The sequence below is a fragment of the Antiquaquibacter oligotrophicus genome, assembly GCF_020535405.1.
In the GTDB taxonomy this organism is placed as follows: domain Bacteria; phylum Actinomycetota; class Actinomycetes; order Actinomycetales; family Microbacteriaceae; genus Rhodoglobus; species Rhodoglobus oligotrophicus.
Window position 1 is genome coordinate 1373682 of the sequence record NZ_CP085036.1, and the last position, 15088, is coordinate 1388769.

The 15088-nt window shown below is 66.2% G+C and carries 16 protein-coding genes, 1 tRNA gene and 1 pseudogene; 9 read left to right on the forward strand and 9 right to left on the reverse strand.

Annotated features, from left to right (window positions below; genetic code table 11):
- The first annotated feature begins 73 nt into the window (after window positions 1-73).
- The 5 genes and pseudogenes from pnuC to LH407_RS06905 all read left to right on the forward strand — a co-directional run bounded on the left by pnuC (window position 74) and on the right by LH407_RS06905 (window position 3761).
- The gene (gene pnuC / locus LH407_RS06885; RefSeq protein ID WP_322134725.1) at window positions 74-724 is read left to right on the forward strand and encodes a nicotinamide riboside transporter PnuC; all 651 of its coding nucleotides are present in this window, start codon (window positions 74-76) and stop codon (window positions 722-724) included.
- Window positions 721-1800: an AAA family ATPase gene (locus tag LH407_RS06890; protein WP_322134724.1), complete on the forward strand. Its 1080-nt coding sequence runs from the start codon at window positions 721-723 to the stop codon at window positions 1798-1800. Before pnuC ends, LH407_RS06890 begins: the two co-directional genes overlap by 4 nt.
- A gap of 96 nt (window positions 1801-1896) precedes the next feature.
- A pseudogene (locus tag LH407_RS06895) lies at window positions 1897-1995 on the forward strand (excalibur calcium-binding domain-containing protein); the annotation flags it as partial.
- 26 nt (window positions 1996-2021) lie between these two features.
- Window positions 2022-2095, forward strand: a tRNA-Gly gene (locus LH407_RS06900).
- Window positions 2096-2129: 34 nt separating this feature from the next.
- A complete protein-coding gene (locus LH407_RS06905) occupies window positions 2130-3761 on the forward strand; it encodes an FAD-dependent oxidoreductase (RefSeq protein ID WP_322134723.1) in 1632 nt (543 codons plus the stop codon).
- On the opposite strand, the gene LH407_RS06910 is transcribed toward LH407_RS06905, so the two are convergent.
- Together LH407_RS06910 and LH407_RS06915 are read right to left on the reverse strand one after the other, a co-directional pair.
- A complete protein-coding gene (locus tag LH407_RS06910) occupies window positions 3762-5519 on the reverse strand; it encodes a tetratricopeptide repeat protein (protein ID WP_322134722.1) in 1758 nt (585 codons plus the stop codon).
- On the reverse strand, window positions 5516-6757 hold the full coding sequence (locus LH407_RS06915; protein WP_322134721.1) for an ATP-binding protein: 1242 nt from the start codon (window positions 6755-6757) through the stop codon (window positions 5516-5518). Before LH407_RS06915 ends, LH407_RS06910 begins: the two co-directional genes overlap by 4 nt.
- A 91-nt stretch (window positions 6758-6848) precedes the next feature.
- On the opposite strand from LH407_RS06915, the gene LH407_RS06920 reads away from it, so the two are divergent.
- Window positions 6849-7496, forward strand: a complete 648-nt coding sequence (locus LH407_RS06920) for a dienelactone hydrolase family protein (protein ID WP_322134720.1) — start codon at window positions 6849-6851, stop codon at window positions 7494-7496.
- Between the two features lie 8 nt (window positions 7497-7504).
- On the opposite strand, the gene LH407_RS06925 is transcribed toward LH407_RS06920, so the two are convergent.
- Window positions 7505-8221, reverse strand: coding sequence for a hypothetical protein (locus LH407_RS06925; protein WP_322134719.1), 717 nt, complete (start codon window positions 8219-8221; stop codon window positions 7505-7507).
- Window positions 8222-8256: 35 nt separating this feature from the next.
- Here LH407_RS06925 and LH407_RS06930 point away from each other — a divergent pair, with 35 nt between their 5' ends.
- Together LH407_RS06930 and LH407_RS06935 are read left to right on the forward strand one after the other, a co-directional pair.
- The gene (locus LH407_RS06930) at window positions 8257-8553 is read left to right on the forward strand and encodes a DUF2470 domain-containing protein (RefSeq protein ID WP_322134718.1); all 297 of its coding nucleotides are present in this window, start codon (window positions 8257-8259) and stop codon (window positions 8551-8553) included.
- Between the two features lie 70 nt (window positions 8554-8623).
- Window positions 8624-9271 carry a biliverdin-producing heme oxygenase gene (locus LH407_RS06935; protein WP_322134717.1) on the forward strand — a complete coding sequence of 216 codons (648 nt, stop codon included), beginning with the start codon at window positions 8624-8626 and terminating at the stop codon, window positions 9269-9271.
- Between the two features lie 117 nt (window positions 9272-9388).
- Here LH407_RS06935 and LH407_RS06940 read toward each other — a convergent pair whose 3' ends face one another.
- Complete coding sequence (locus LH407_RS06940; protein ID WP_322134716.1) at window positions 9389-10690, reverse strand: ATP-dependent DNA helicase; 1302 nt, start codon at window positions 10688-10690, stop codon at window positions 9389-9391.
- Window positions 10691-10764: 74 nt separating this feature from the next.
- On the opposite strand from LH407_RS06940, the gene LH407_RS06945 reads away from it, so the two are divergent.
- Complete coding sequence (locus tag LH407_RS06945) at window positions 10765-11733, forward strand: hypothetical protein (protein ID WP_322134715.1); 969 nt, start codon at window positions 10765-10767, stop codon at window positions 11731-11733.
- A 2-nt stretch (window positions 11734-11735) separates the two neighbouring features.
- Here LH407_RS06945 and LH407_RS06950 read toward each other — a convergent pair whose 3' ends face one another.
- The 5 genes from LH407_RS06950 to rpmB form a co-directional block, all read right to left on the reverse strand.
- Entirely contained in the window at window positions 11736-13709 is a 1974-nt protein-coding gene (locus LH407_RS06950; RefSeq protein WP_322134714.1) for a cytochrome c oxidase assembly protein, read from the reverse strand.
- 66 nt (window positions 13710-13775) lie between these two features.
- Window positions 13776-14063 carry an HU family DNA-binding protein gene (locus tag LH407_RS06955; RefSeq protein ID WP_322134713.1) on the reverse strand — a complete coding sequence of 96 codons (288 nt, stop codon included), beginning with the start codon at window positions 14061-14063 and terminating at the stop codon, window positions 13776-13778.
- 54 nt (window positions 14064-14117) lie between these two features.
- Window positions 14118-14423, reverse strand: coding sequence for a 30S ribosomal protein S14 (rpsN, locus tag LH407_RS06960; protein ID WP_322134712.1), 306 nt, complete (start codon window positions 14421-14423; stop codon window positions 14118-14120).
- Window positions 14424-14426: 3 nt separating this feature from the next.
- Window positions 14427-14594, reverse strand: a complete 168-nt coding sequence (gene rpmG / locus LH407_RS06965) for a 50S ribosomal protein L33 (protein WP_116755184.1) — start codon at window positions 14592-14594, stop codon at window positions 14427-14429.
- The gene (gene rpmB, locus LH407_RS06970) at window positions 14594-14830 is read right to left on the reverse strand and encodes a 50S ribosomal protein L28 (RefSeq protein WP_322134711.1); all 237 of its coding nucleotides are present in this window, start codon (window positions 14828-14830) and stop codon (window positions 14594-14596) included. The genes rpmG and rpmB overlap by 1 nt, the downstream gene beginning before the upstream one ends.
- Between the last annotated feature and the right edge of the window lie 258 nt (window positions 14831-15088).

A 15088-nucleotide genomic window follows, 5' to 3' on the forward strand; every position in this document is an offset into this window, starting at 1 on the left:
GATGCGCAAACTGCCGCGCAGACCGCCTGTGGAGAGCGATCCGAAGGGAGCGGCACTCCAGTAGCGTGAACTCATGGATCCGTTGGCCTGGTTCTCGCATCCGCTTTTCCATTTGTTCGGCCAACAGGTGTCCGTCCTCGAGACCTTCGCATTCGTCACGGGAGCTCTCTGCGTGTGGGCCGTGAGCCGCCAGTGGACGTGGAACTGGCCGGTCGGCCTCGTCAACAACGTCGCGTTTTTCGCGCTCTTCCTGTCGGCGGGCCTCTACGCCGATTCGGGGCTGCAGGTCGCATTCTTCGTACTGGGCGTCTACGGCTGGTACTCGTGGATCCGACGACGCCGCGCGGGGTCGACCATCGCGACCACGATTCCCGTGCGCAGGGCAACCCGCGGGGAGGTCCTCACCGTTGTGGGGTTGGTCGCGCTCGGGACCGTCCTCATCGCCGTTCTTCTCACGACCCAGACGAACTCGGTCGTGCCCTGGCCCGACGCCTTCATCACCGCCGCTTCCCTCGGCGCCACCTGGGGGCAAGCGCGCAAGATCATCGAGCAGTGGTGGCTTTGGATCATCGTCGACATTGTTTCGATCCCGCTCTACGTCTCCAAAGGCCTGATCCTGACCGCGATCCTGTACTGCGGCTTCCTGGCGTTATGCGTGTACGGCCTTCGGCAATGGCGTCGAGAGCTGGCTAAGGATGCTGCTGAGCTCCCCGTGAGCGCATGACCCGCGCCCTCGTCATCGGCAAGTTCTATCCGCCACATCTGGGTCACGTCGGGTTGCTGGAGAGAGCATCCCGCGAGGCAGACGAGGTTGTCGGAATCGTCATGGCAAGCATCACCGAATCCATCCCCCTTCATGATCGCGTCGAATGGCTCTCAGCCTCCCTCGCCCACCTTGACTCGGTGCGAGTAATCGGTGTGCCTGACGATGCCCCCGTCGACTATGAGAGCGAGATCGCGTGGGTTGCTCACAGCGAGATGATGAGAGTCGCACTCCGCCACCACGGTGTGGAGTCGGTTGATGTCGTCGTCAGTTCCGAGCCCTATGGTGCTGAGTTAGCAAAGCGCCTTGGCGCGCGCCACGTGTCACACGATCCGTCACGTAACGCGGTGAGCGTAAGCGGGACTGCGGTACGCGACGACCCGGTCGGAATGTGGCATTTGCTCCCCGAGCCCACCCGCCTGGGTCTCGCGGTTCGTGTAATCGTGCTGGGCGCTGAGTCAACCGGCACCACCACACTGAGCCGGGCGCTGGCGGACCATTTCTCCTCAACTGGCTACCCGGGCATCGAGGCCGTCGAGGAGTATGGTCGCGAGTTCACGTACGTCCTCCACGAGCGCGCCCGGGCCGAGGCTCGGGCACTCGGCACGAAGGATCCGAGCGTCGAGGACCTCGTGTGGTTGTCGGAACACTTCGCAGAGATCGCGTTGGAGCAGACCCGACGGGAGAACTCGGCGGCGCTCGCCTCCCCCCTGGTCATCGCGGACACCGACGCGCTCGCAACCACGGTGTGGGAGCGCCGCTACGTTGGGGCGTCGAGCCGGGCTTCGGCCTTTGCGCTAGAGACCCTCGCTCGTCGCGACCTCTACATCGTGACCGACCATGTGGGTGTCCCGTTCGAGCAGGACGGATGGCGCGACGGCGAGCACATCCGAGCGGACATGACCCGGTGGATGATCGATGCTGTTCACGAGACGGGACTCCCGTGGATGCTCGTTCGAGGCTCACACCAGGAACGCCTCGACTACTCGATCACCGCCATCGAGACCATCCTGGAATCACGGCTGAAGTTCACTTGAACTAGACCGACGGGCGGAGCGCGGTCGCTCGCATCTCAGGGCACCGGCTCTCGGCTCGCACTTGCGGGCCCCTCGACCGCGTACTACGAGAACTGCACCGCGGCAAGAGCGGCCGGAGCAGCGCCCGTCCGTGTCGGAGATCCTGGTTACGGTCGACACCTAGACCGAGACGGCGACGGCGTGGGCTGCGAGTGACCTTTCAACTAGACTCGTGCGCACACGCGGATGTAGTTCAATGGCAGAACTTCAGCTTCCCAAGCTGATAGCGCGGGTTCGATTCCCGTCATCCGCTCCAACTGAAGGCGCTTCATGCCCCTAGGCTCACTCCCGTGATCTCACCCGACGAGCTGCGCGCCGTTCCCCTGTTCTCAGACCTCACCGACGACCAGCTGCGGTTCGTTGCGCGGTCTGCCGAAGACATCCGCCTGATCCCGGGCGAGTTCGTGGCGCGCGAAGGCGATGAGCGTGCGCTCTTTGTCGTTATCGAGGGGCGCGCTGAGCTGTCGAAGGAGGTCGGTGGCATCGAGCGTGTCGTCGGCAAGCGTCATCCGGGTCAGGTATTTGGCGAGGTCCCGGTACTGCTCAGCACGAAGCTCCCCGCGAGTATGAGCGCCGCCGAGCCGAGCCGAGTGGTCAAACTGGATGCCGCTTCGCTCGTCACGTTGATCGCCCTGGCACCGCACATCAACGACGCGCTGAGCGAGCTCGCCGTCGGTCGCATGCGGGATCTGCGGGTGCTCGCCACCGAGGCGGCGCGGCCCGAGCTGACCGTCATGGGTCCGATGGTCGACCCTCGCGTGCACCTCGTGTGCACGTTCCTCGTCCGCAACGAGGTGCAGTTCGAGTCGGTCAACTCGGATGACCCGGCCAACGCCGAACGGCTGGCGGGGGCATCCGCGTTCCCCGTGCTCGACCGCGCGGACGGCACTCGGATGGTCGAACCCGACCTACGCGAGGTGGCGAGGGCGAGCGGCTTGCCCGTTGACCCGCTGCACGACAGCTACGACCTCGTGATCATCGGAGGCGGACCCACCGGACTGACCGCCGCCGTCAACGGCGCGGCTGAAGGACTGCGGACCCTCATCGTTGAACGCTTCGCTCCCGGAGGTCAGGCTGGCACCTCGTCCCGCATCGAGAACTACACGGGCTTCCCCTTCGGTGTATCCGGCGACGACCTTGCGTCTCGAGCATTGCGACAGGCCAAGCGACTCGGCAGCGAACTCGTCGTCACGCGCACCGTGCAATCCATCAACCCGGATGCCCGAACGATCACGCTCGACGGCGGCGCAACGATCGCGGCGAAGGTGATCCTCCTCGCGACCGGCGTCGAGTGGCGCCGTCTCCCCCTGGAACGCATCGAGCACTTCGTCGGCAACGGCGTCTACTACGGTGCGGCACGCAGCGATGCGGCGAACGCCCACGGCAAGAACGTCTACATCGTCGGTGCCGGCAACTCGGCGGGTCAGGCTGCGATCTTCTTCTCGCGCCACTCGAAGTCGGTGCACCTCATTGTGAGAGGCGAGTCGCTCGCGGCGAGCATGTCGCAGTACTTGATCGATCAGATCGCCGCGAACCCGCACATCACTGTGGAGACTCGCTCGGAGGTTACGGCGCTGCACGGCGACGACGACCTGACGGCGATCGATGTCACCGACCGGCGATCGGGTGCGTCGACTCGACGCGATGCCGAGGTGCTGTTCGTCATGATCGGCGCTGACGCCGAGACATCCTGGTTGCCGGGTCCGATCGCCCGCGACGCTAACGGCTTCGTGCTCACCGGCGCGGCAGCGAAGACGAGCTCAGAGTGGACAGCCGAACGGGAGCCCTTCGCGCTGGAGACCACGGTCCCCGGGATTTTCGCCGCGGGCGATGTGCGCTCCGGTTCCGTCAAACGTGTTGCCGCGGGTGTGGGCGAGGGCGGCATGGCGGTGGCCTTCGCGCACCAGTACCTGGCGCTGTAGCTACGGCACCACAACTTCGGGTGCCGGGGTGACCTCCGGCACCGTGACATCCGGCAGCGTTCCGTCGGGGTCGAGTTCGGGCAGGTCGGGGAAGTCGAAGTCGGGGATCTCGATCTCCTCCATGTCTTCCGTGATCTGGTCGATGCGCTCCTGCTGTTTGTCTATGACACAGGCGAAGCGGTTCGCCGGCCTTCCCGTGCACTCGTCGAAGACGTCGCTGCGCTCGTCGTGCGGGGTGTAGACGCCAGCGCTGTCGCGGTCGGACGGCGCCCATGGCAGCTGGATGCCCGCCGCAACGACCACGGCACCGAGGGCCAGCGCGGTGATCCCCACGAAGGCTCCCGCCACGACGGACGGCTTGACACCTTCCGGCGCGTACTCGGTGTCGCCGAGTTCCCGCGAGATCCGGCGCACCATGAGCACCGCGGCGATCGAGGGCGCCACCCACGCCGCGGTGATGATGAGGAGCACGGGCGCGGCGTCGGCCCGCGTCATCCGTGAGATCAGCAACGCGACGATGGAGACGAGCGCCAGCATCACACATCGACGCACCAGTTGCGCGTTGAGTCCTTTGCGGGCGATACGCACGCTGCGGTAGCCGAGCTCCCCCGGCTGGAAGATTCCGGACTCGCGGGCCGCCGTGAAGTAGCGGGCCTGCCAGAACACGGATGCGACGCCCCCCGCAACCGCGCCTGCAACGATGAGCAGCAGCAGTACGCGCACCAGGGCCGCGTCCCGCAACCAGAGCAACGCGGCGACCCCGAGCAACCCGATCGCGGTGGCGGTGAGGCTACCGACGACCCGCCACACTCCGGATCCGATGGGCCGGATCATCCGGCGTACGTAGCCTTTGGGCGCACGGCTGATGACGAGCCGAGCCAGCACGAGCCGGAACAGCGGCCACACTACGGCGAAGATCGCCGCCCAGTACAGGTTCTGCAGGCCGGGCCCGTTGCCCATTCCGGCGCCGATGCCGATGGTGACAACCCCGAGCATGATGAGCGGCGCGTCGATGAGGCGCAGCAGTTGAGCCCACACCCGACCGAACACCACCTGGGACGCCTCGACGTTGCCGGGCGACATACCGAGCACTTCGCCCATCGCTGCGACCTGGTTGGCGGCGAACGCGTAGCCCCCGTAGTCCTTTGAGCTGGTGGGCGTGTAGTCGCCGGCCAGCACCGCACGCAGGAAGTGCAGCGACTGGTCGTCCGGGGCGAGCGCGAGTCCGCGCGCGACGAACTCCTTCGCCTTCTCGGTTTCGCCGAGTGCTCGGTAGATCTCGGCCGACGCCTCATACGTGCGCGGGATGTCCGGCCCGAGCTCGAGCGCGGAGGCCACCCGCTCTTCGGCCACCCGCCGGTCGGCTCCGCTGATCGACCCGGCGACCGCGGCGTAACCGACCTGCAGGTGGTACCGCGGATGCTGGGGCTCCAGTTCGAGCGCGCGGTCCGCCGCCTTCCGAGCCGCCGGGATGTTCTCGAGCGACAGCTCGGCAGCGGACAACAGGTACAGCGTCCACGCCGTGTTCGGCTGGGCCGCCACGAGCGCGCCGAGGGCCTCGCGTGCTTCCGCCGCACGACCGAGCTTGAGCAGAAGCCACCCGCGCGTGGCGATGAGTTCCTCGTGGTCGGGAGCGCTGCCCAGCACCTCGCCGATCACACCCAGCGCGTCGTCGAACCGTCCGACGTCGGCGAGGAGCCGAGCCCGCTGGAGAGCGAGTTCGACCGGATCCGGTGCGCCGCCGTCCGCTGAGGTCACAGCAGCTTCTTCGACCGCAGGTAGTCCTCCAGGTCGTCGTACCGTCCGTCTTCGTTGGCGAAGTTGACGACGTTGCGCGCCGACTGCAGCCACGGCATGATGCTCGGCTTCACCTCGGTGAGCGCTTTCTTCACGTCCGCCATGGAGATGGGGCGCACCTCGCCCTGGGCGATCGACTCCGACATGGCACGCTCGGCGGCGGTGGCGACGATGTGCGCGAGGTCGGCTCCGGAGAATCCGTCGGTCTTCGCGACGATCGCGTCGATGTCGATGCCGGCGATGGGCCTACCCGAGAAGTGGTGTTTGAGGATCGCGGCCCTAGCGGGGGCATCCGGCGGCAGCACGAGCACGGTGCGGTCGAAGCGCCCGGGGCGCATGAGTGCGGTGTCGACATCCCACGGATGATTCGTCGCACCGAGCAGGAACACCCCGTCGTTGTCCGAGCCGATGCCGTCCATCTCCTGCAACATCTGGTTGACGACGTTCCGCATCCACCCGACGTTCATGTACTGCGAGCGCTTGCCACCGAGGGCATCCAGCTCGTCGATGAAGACGACACACGGTGCGAGGCCGCGAGCGCGCACGAAGAGCTTGTGCACGTTGTGCTCGCTCTCGCCGATGACGCCGGCAAGAACATCGGCGAGGGTGACACTCAAGAAGTTGGCGCCGAGCTCGCCGGCGATGGCGCGAGCGATGAACGTCTTACCCGTTCCGGGAGGGCCGTACAGCAGGAGTCCGCCGCGCAGACTCTTGCCGAACGCCTTCGCGATCTCAGGGTTGCGCATCGGCTCGAGGAACGCGATGCGGATGCGCTCCTTCACCTGGTCCAGGCCACCCACGTCGTCGAGGGTGATCGACTCCTTGGTGACTTCACCGAGTGCGTCGTAGGAGTTCTTGTCTGCCGAGATGCGCGCCTCGGCGAAGGGCGCCGGCAGGTCGGAGCCGATGTCCTCTTCGAGCTGCTTCCAGTTGATGCTCGTGTCATCCCCTGGCGGATCGTCCGTCGAGGACGCGGTGGGAGCCGGGTGGATGGCTGCGGCGTCGACTCGTGTGGCATCCCGCATGAGCGCGAGCGCTTCGGCGTTGGCGGGGTCGAGGCTGAGGGCCGCGCTGGCCTGCTCGAGGGCATCCGACGCTCGCTGCGCTTCGAGGAGCAGTCTCCCGTAGTGCACACGCAGGGATGCCGAATCCGGTGCGGCCTTTACGGCCGCGGCCAGCGCATCGAGGATCTCGCTCACGTCAGTCTCCCGGGGTCGTTCATTGCTCCTACGGTACTAAATTGACCCGTCTTCGGGGTACGCCAGATGCGGCCTTACTAGCATCGAAGGGATGAGCGAGCTCGTGCCGATCCCCTCGCCCGGTGTTCCCCTGCTGTTCGGAACGCCCGGCAACCCGGCAGTTGTTGTGCTGCACGACCGCTTCGGTCGAGTGCCCGGGCTCGTCAACTACTCGGAGGCGCTCGCCTCCCGAGGGTTTAGGGTTTCCGTTCCCGACCTGTTCGGCGGGGTCTGCACGGTCGATCCGGCGACCGCCGACGAACTCATGGGAGCCCTCGATATCGGCGTCGCCCTCGCCGAGATCGACGACAGCATGGCGGGAGCCCAGCTCACGGGCGACGAACGTGTCGGCCTCGTCGGGTTCGACATCGGCGGCTGGCTCGCACTCGTGCACGCCCAGGCCGGAGCGGCGGATGCCGTGGTGTCGTACTACGCGAGCCTGTCCGCGGCCGACCACGGCATCATCCCGTGTCCGGTACTGCTGCACTGGGCCGAGACGGACGAGTGGGACTCCGGCGACGACCCGGCCTCGTTTGTTGCCCGGCTACGCGATCACGGAACCCCGGTCACCGAGCACACCTACGCCGGCACCGTGCACTCGTTCGCGAACGCGAGTGTGACGGAGACAGTGGATGCCCGGGCCGCTGCCCTCGCGTATGCGCGCACCGCGGTGTTCCTCGAGAAACACCTCGGGGAGTAGCCGCCGGTCTAGAGCTGGGGGCGACGCGCGGCGATCACCGTGGCGGCCGCGCCCAGCACGAGCAGGGCTGCACCCGCGCCGACGATGGGCGCGACATCCGTACCCGTGGCGGCGAGCGTCGGGGCGGCGGGGGCCACCGGCGCGGCTGCGGTGCAGTCATCCGTCACCGCGAACGATGCGGACTCGATGACGAAGTCAACCTCGGGCGAGCTGTAGAAGCCGACCACGAGGAACGCCTCATCTGCGGGCACCGGCTCACCGAGGGTGATGCGGAGCGTGCCCGTCTGCTCGGCTTCCGGTTCGAAGGTGATCTCAAGGAAGTCCGCCTCGAGCGTGGCAACACCGTCGCCCTCGTACGTGTAGTCGAAGTCGGGGACAAGAGCGAGGGTCGCGCTGGAACCAACACCGGTCTGGTTCACGACGGGTCCATCGGTACCGAAGGTGATCGTGATCTCGTCGACCACACGCTCACAGTTCTCCGGCGTCGAGACGGCGAGGCCGCTCGCGCGGAACAGAACCCCGCTGGACGGGATGGTGAGCGGGAAGGTGGCAGGTCCGGCCTCGGTGATGGGAGCGAAATCGGAGAAGAAGTTCTCGGTCGTGAGGTCGATCCAGTGGTCGGGCGTGACATCACTCGAGACGGGCGCAGCGCCCGCGGAAAGTGCGGGGGCGAACGCGAGCGCGGCGGCGAGGCCAGCGACAGCGGCGATGCGAGAGGTCTTCATGGGTCACGAGGGTATCAGGCGGGTACCGTGGAGGGATGCCCACCTTCTCCACCGACGTCGTTGCCGCCGTACTGCACCACATGAACGACGACCACAACGACGACAGTCTCACCATCGCGCGTGCCTTCGGAGACGCGGACGCGACGGATGCCGAGATGACCACTCTCGACGAGCACGGGGGCACCTGGACCTACCGCGTCGGCGACGAGCAGCGCACGGTCACCGTGCCGTGGTCGAAGGAGATCGCGGAGCGCCCCGAGATCCGTCGCGAGATCGTGTTCACCTACCGTGCGGCGTGCGAGAAGCTCGGCATCGAGTTCCGCGAACACTGAGGCCGTTCGGCGCGCCCAAATGCGCCCGCTAAACTAAGGGTTGCCTAAAACCTAAGGTCTGGAGCATCCGTTGGCCGTCATCCCGTTTTCTCAAGCACTCCGCGAGCGTACGTGGACGTCGCACGGCGACAGCGAAGGCGCCAGCTTCATGAAGGACCTCATGTCTGGTGAGGGCACGCGCGAGGACTACATCGCCCTCGTCGCGCAGCATTTCTTTATGTACGAGGCGCTCGAGAGCGCCGCAGGAAAGTTCGCGAGCGACCCGGTTGCCGCAGCCTTCATCTCGCCCCAGCTGACCCGGATGCCCGCCCTCGTCGCCGACCTCGAGTTTCTGCTCGGCCCGGACTGGCGCACCAAGATCAGCGCACTCCCCTCCACCCAGCGTTACGTCGACCGCATCAACGAGGTCGCAGCGCAGAACTGGGCGGGCGGCTTCATCGCCCACCACTACACGCGGTACATGGGCGACCTGTCGGGCGGCCAGGCCATCGGTCGTCTGATGCAGCGTCACTTCGGCTTCGAGACGAACGGCGTCGGGTTCTACCTGTTCGACCAGATTGCGAGCCCGAAGCAGTTCAAGGAGACCTACCGCGACCAGCTCGACGCCGTCGAGTGGAGCGACGAGGAGCGCGAGCGTGTGATCGACGAGGTCATCGTGGCGTACCGCTTCAACACTGAGGTGTTCATCGACCTCACCGCCGCGAAGGCTGCTGCGTAGGTAACTCGTAGGGGTGGTTTCGAGACGGCGCTGCGCGCCTCCTCAACCACCCGGTTCTCCTCTTTACTGCTGGTTGAGGAGCCGCCGCAGGCGGCGTCTCGAAACCAGCCCCCCGCGTTACGCGCGGATCGCGGGGATCGCGGTCACGCGACCCATGAACCGCACGACGTTCTCGTCGACGATGATGTCGCTCGGGCGCAGCGGCCGCGTCAGGTACAACCCCTCCAACTCGGTGAGGCGACTCAGCGCAACATACGTCTGGCCCGGCGCGAACGAGCGCGGCCCGAGGTCCACGATCGCCCTGTCGTAGGTTTTGCCCTGCGACTTGTGGATCGTCACCGCCCACGCGAGTCGCAACGGAAACTGCGTGAACTCCGCCACCACGTCCTTGCGCAGTGCCTTCGTGAGCGGCGAGTAGCTGTAGCGGAACTTCTCCCAGATCGCCGGCTTCACCTCCTGGCGCACACCGTCGATGTCCACGAACACGGTGTCGGCGATCTTCACGACGGTGCCGACGGTTCCGTTGACCCAGCGTGGCGCGCTGCCGTCCCACGGGGTGTCGTTGCGCAGAAACATCACCCGCGCCCCGACCTTCAGCTCGAGCGACTCATCGGCGGGGTATGCCCTCCCGCCGAATTCTCCGTTCACCTCGGCTCGGGCGGTGAGGGCCCGGCCGGGGAGTCGCGAGAGTTGGGTGGCGTTGATGCGGGTGACGGTGCCGTTCGTGGTGGCGAGAGTGATCGCGTCATCCGTCGGATGCGGGCGCGCCCCCATGTCGTTGAGGCGACCGGCAATCTCGGCGGTGACCTGGCCATGGCGCACGGCGTTGAGCATCCACGTGAACTCGCGGTCGCGCTGGCGGTGGATCTGGCCGAGCTCGTAGATGGTGAGGTCGACCTCCTCCCACACGTGGGCGTCGAAGAACCAGAGCGAGCGGTAGTGGTCCTCGAAGTAGGCGCGCTCGTCGCCCTCGCCGGGTACGGGGGCGAGTTGGTAGGGGTCGCCGAACAGGATGACCTGCACTCCCCCGAACGCTTCGTCTTTGCGACCGCGTGCCTGACGCAGCGACCGATCGATCGCGTCGAGCAGGTCCGCGTTGACCATGGACACCTCGTCGATGACGAGCGTCTCGATCGTGTTCAGCAGCCGCCGGAGCTCGTCGGTCTGCTGCAACTCGTGGTCGGCGATGACCCCGATCGGCAGCCGGAACAGCGAATGAATGGTCTGCCCGCCCACGTTGAGCGCGGCGACACCGGTGGGCGCACACACCACAAGCTGCTTCGACGTGTTCTCGGACAGGTAGTTCAGCAGTGTCGACTTTCCCGTGCCAGCCCGGCCCGTGACGAAAATGTGCTCCATCGTCGTCTCGATGCGATCGAACACCGCCTGCTGCTCAGCGGAAAGGGGCACGTCGATCACCGTTTCACTGTACGTGTTCGGCGGTTGCTCACCGCGCTGAGGTGGCGTTCAGTGCGGAAAAGTAGACTGTGAGCATGCGTCGAGAGATCGTCACCTGGTCTGTCGTGGCCGCGATCCTGCTCGGCGCCTTCGGAATCACCGTCGCCGTGCTCAACACAACCGTGTATTCGGCGAGTGGTTTCGTCTCCAGCTACATGGACGCCATCATGCGCAAGGACGCGGCTGGTGCCCTCGAGATCATGGGCGGGCTGCCGGAGGACAACGAGTTTTCCGACACGCTGCTGCGGCGTGAAGCGATGACGGATGTCACGGATGTCTCGGTCGTGAGCGATACCGAGGTGGAGGGCATCCACCGTGTCACCGTGCAGTACAAGATCGGTGACACGGAGGGGCGCACGAGCTTCGAGGTGGAGTCGACGGGTGTCTCGTTCGGCATCTTCCCGATGTGGGAGTTCACGAGCGGACCGCTGTCGCGGCTGTACGTGACCGTGGTCGGGGATGCCCGCTTCTCGGTCAACGGACAGGACCTCGCCACCGCGGCCCCCGACGAGCCGACCGGGTACCTCGCGTTCGTGCCCGGCAACTTCGAGTTGTCGCACGAGACCACGTTCCTGGAGGCCGCACCGGAGACGGTCGCGTTGCGGGAGGCGGGGGCATCCGTTCCGACGGCAGTCATCACGCAGCCGAACGAGCACATGATCCAGGTGGTGCAGGAGGACGTCAACGAGGGCCTCGACGCGTGCACCGACCAGCAGATTCTGCAGCCCACCGGATGCCCGTTCGGCCAGGCCATCGTGGACCGCATCGTGAGCCCGCCGACGTGGAGCATCTCGCAGTACCCCGAGGTGAGCATCCGGATCAGCACCCGCACGGGCGAGTGGATCGTGCCGCCGACCGCCGGCGCCGCGCACCTGACCGTGGACGTGAAGAGCCTCTTCGACGGCGACGTGAGCACCTTCGACGAGGACGTTCCGTTCGAGGTGAGCTACGCGGTCTCGCTGCTCCCGGGCGACGACCTCCTCATCACCGCCCGCTACGAGTAGCGCTACCCCCGCTTCGCGCGCTCGGCGAGCATCTCGTTGTAGGCCTTGAGCTCGGCATCCCCGTCGCGGTCAGCCTGGCGGTCGCGCCGTTTGGTTTCGCGTTTGTCGCTGCGCGACCACTGGTACACGATCACGAGCGCGATGATCAGGTTGGGGATTTCGCCGACACTCCACGCGATGCCGCCGCCGGCCTGCTGGTCGGCGATCGCGGACACCCCGGTATCCCAGCCCATCGCGCCGTACCAGTTGGCGAGCAGCAGCCCGGTGCCGCTCATGATGGCGAGACCGAAGAACGCGTGCAGCGCCATCGTCGCGAGCAGCACCACGAGGCGGATCGGGTACGGCAACCGCGACGGTGCCGGGTCGATGCCGATGAGCGACGACACGAAGAGGTACCCGACCAGCAAGAAGTGCACAACCATGAGCTCGTGACCGACGTGGTTGGTGGTCGCGAAGCTGAACAGCGGTGTGTAGTAGAAGATCCACAGCGAGAACGTGAACAGCGCGGCGGCAACAATCGGGTTGGCGAGCACGGCGAAGAAGCGCGAGTGCACGAGGAGCATGAGCCATTCCCGGATGCCCCGGCTGCCGTCATCCCGTTTGTGAATCGCTCGCAGAGCCAACGTGATGGGGGCTCCGGCCACCAGGAACACGGGCACGATCATGCCGATCGTCATGTGCGAGATCATGTGCGAGCTGAACAGGAACTTGCTGTACAGGTTGACGCCGCCGTTGGTGGCCCAGAACAGCACGAGCATGCCGACCACCCACAGAACCGTGCGGTAGATCGGCCACTTGTCGCCGCGGGCGCGCAGGCGCAGCACACCCCACACGTAGAAGATGATGCCGAACGCGGCGGCGAGCAACCACAGCAGGTCGACGTTGAAGAGGGTGAAGTAGTTCACGAAGTCGGGCGGTGGCGGCAGTTCGCGACCGGTGAGGATTTCGGCGGGGGTGGGGTCGGCGAGGTCTTCCGCGGTGACTTCGGCAACGGGGGTGGCGGTGCGCGCGAGGGCGGCGGCCACACCGGAGGCGATGCCCATGAACGCAAGTTCGGCGAGCACGAGAGCCGTGAACCAGGGCTTGTCGCTGCCGGGGGTGCGCTGCAGGCGGCCGATCATCCATCGCCGCTGCATCGCGCCGAAGAGGCCGAGGGCAACGAGTGCCACGACCTTGGCGATGACGAGCACGCCGTAGGGGGTCCACAGGTTGTCGATGGTCTGCACTCGGATGAGGGCGCTCACGTACCCGGAGACGGCGACCACGATGAACGCGAGCAGCGCGAGGCTCGAGTAGCGCAGCAGCACGGTGACGAGGCGGCCGCGGTCGAGGGTGCTGCGGATGATGACGAGTGTCAGGAGTCCGCCGAGCCACACGGCGGCGAAGACGACGTGCAGGTAGAGGGAGGTGGAGGCGGCGTCGTGGTCGGCGGTTCCTCCGCGGTGGCCTTGGAGCGTGGGCGGCAGGAGGCCGTAGAGGGCGAGGGCTGCGACGAAGGCGAGCACGGTCTGGTTGCGCACGGCGAAGGCGAGGGCGGTGACGGCGGCCGCCACAAGGGTGCTGGTGAGCCAGGCTTGGCCGAGTTCGGTGGCGGTGAGGAAGTTGGCGAGTTGCTCACCGAATTCGGAGTCGAACCGGAACGGGAGGCTGAACACGCTGAGGAACGTGTACAGCCCGGTGGCGCCGGATGCGACGGTCCACACGGCGGCGGATGCTGCGGCCACATCGAGCGCCCGGTCGTACTCGGGTTTCGCGGAGTTCAACGCGAAGCATGCGAGCACTAGGGCTCCGACGGTTCCCGCTGCCGCGAGGTTTACGAGGAGTTTGGAGATGGGGAGGCCGTAGCGGGTGACGGCTCCCGGGTCTAGGAGGAGGGGGGCATCCGCTCCGCCCCCGTAGGCGAGACCTGCGAGGAGTGTGCCGAGGGCTGCGAGTACGAGGATCGCGGGCGCTGCGATCTTCACGGTTCTGGGCACTGGTCAAGCTTAAACGCGAAAGGGCGGCGACCTTGTCGGTCGTCGCCCTTTCGGCAGGTAGCTGTCTTACTTGACGGCTGCCTTGAGCTTGCTTCCGGCGCTGATCTTCACGCCGTTGCTCGCCGCGATCTGGATGGCCTCACCCGTCTGCGGGTTGCGGCCGGCGCGGGCGGCACGGGCGGTGCGCTCGACGGAGATCCATCCGGGGATGGAAACCTTGGTGCCGTCTGCCACCGAGCTGGAGAGCACGGAGAAGATCGAGTCGAGAACCGTGTTGACGGCGGCCTGGCTCTGGCCAGACTCGGCGGCGACTGCGGCGACGAACTCGGTACGGTTTAGTGACTTGTCAGCCATGTGTGTCCTCCTCGGACTTCATGCATTGGGTGGAGCGCATTTTGCGCCTGAAATCTACCAGCTTGACTTGGTAATACCGGGCAATTCGCCCCGGTGTGCCATGTCGCGGAAGCGAACACGCGAAATACCGAACTGGCTGAGGAAGCCGCGGGGGCGTCCGTCAATCGAGTCACGGCCACGCACGCGGATGGGCGATGCGTCGCGGGGAAGCTTCTGGAGACCGACGCGAGCCGCTTCACGCGACTCGTCGGTGCCGTTGGGGTCAACGAGCGCCTTCTTCAGCTCGGCGCGGCGGGCGGCGTAGCGCTCGACGATCACCTTGCGCTGCTCGTTCTTTGCGATCTTGCTCTTCTTTGCCATGTCTTAGCGCTCCTCGCGGAATTCGACGTGCTTGCGGACCACGGGGTCGTACTTCTTGAGCACGATGCGGTCGGGGTTGTTGCGACGGTTCTTGCGCGTCACATAGGTGTAGCCCGTGCCCGCGGTGGAGCGGAGCTTGATGATGGGGCGAACGTCCTGCTGCTTAGCCATTAGATCTTCTCCCCACGTGCAAGAAGGTCCTTGACGACAGCCTCGATGCCGCGAGCGTCGATCACCTTGATGCCCTTGGCGGACAGCGTCAGCGTGACGTTACGACGAAGCGAAGGCACGTAGTACTTCTTCTTCTGGATGTTCGGGTCGAACCGACGGCTGTTGCGTCGGTGCGAGTGCGAGATGGTGTTACCAAAGCCGGGAACGGCTCCGGTCACCTGGCACACTGCGGCCATGGTGGTACTCCTGTTCTGGTTACCGTGAAACACCGCTTCGCAGGCGGATGTTTCACCCAAGATCACTTGTCGGCGTGCCTGTGTCCCGGACTTGCAGTGGGAGGCACACGTGTGTGCGCGGATGCGCAACCTGTCTAGGGTACGCGAAGTGTGGGGGTTGGGCAAGGAGGCGAACCGTCTCCCAGTCGATGGCGCCCTTCTCCGCCGCCTGAAACGGAGGGCGGTACAACCGCCGTTCGAGGCACGATACGTCGATCC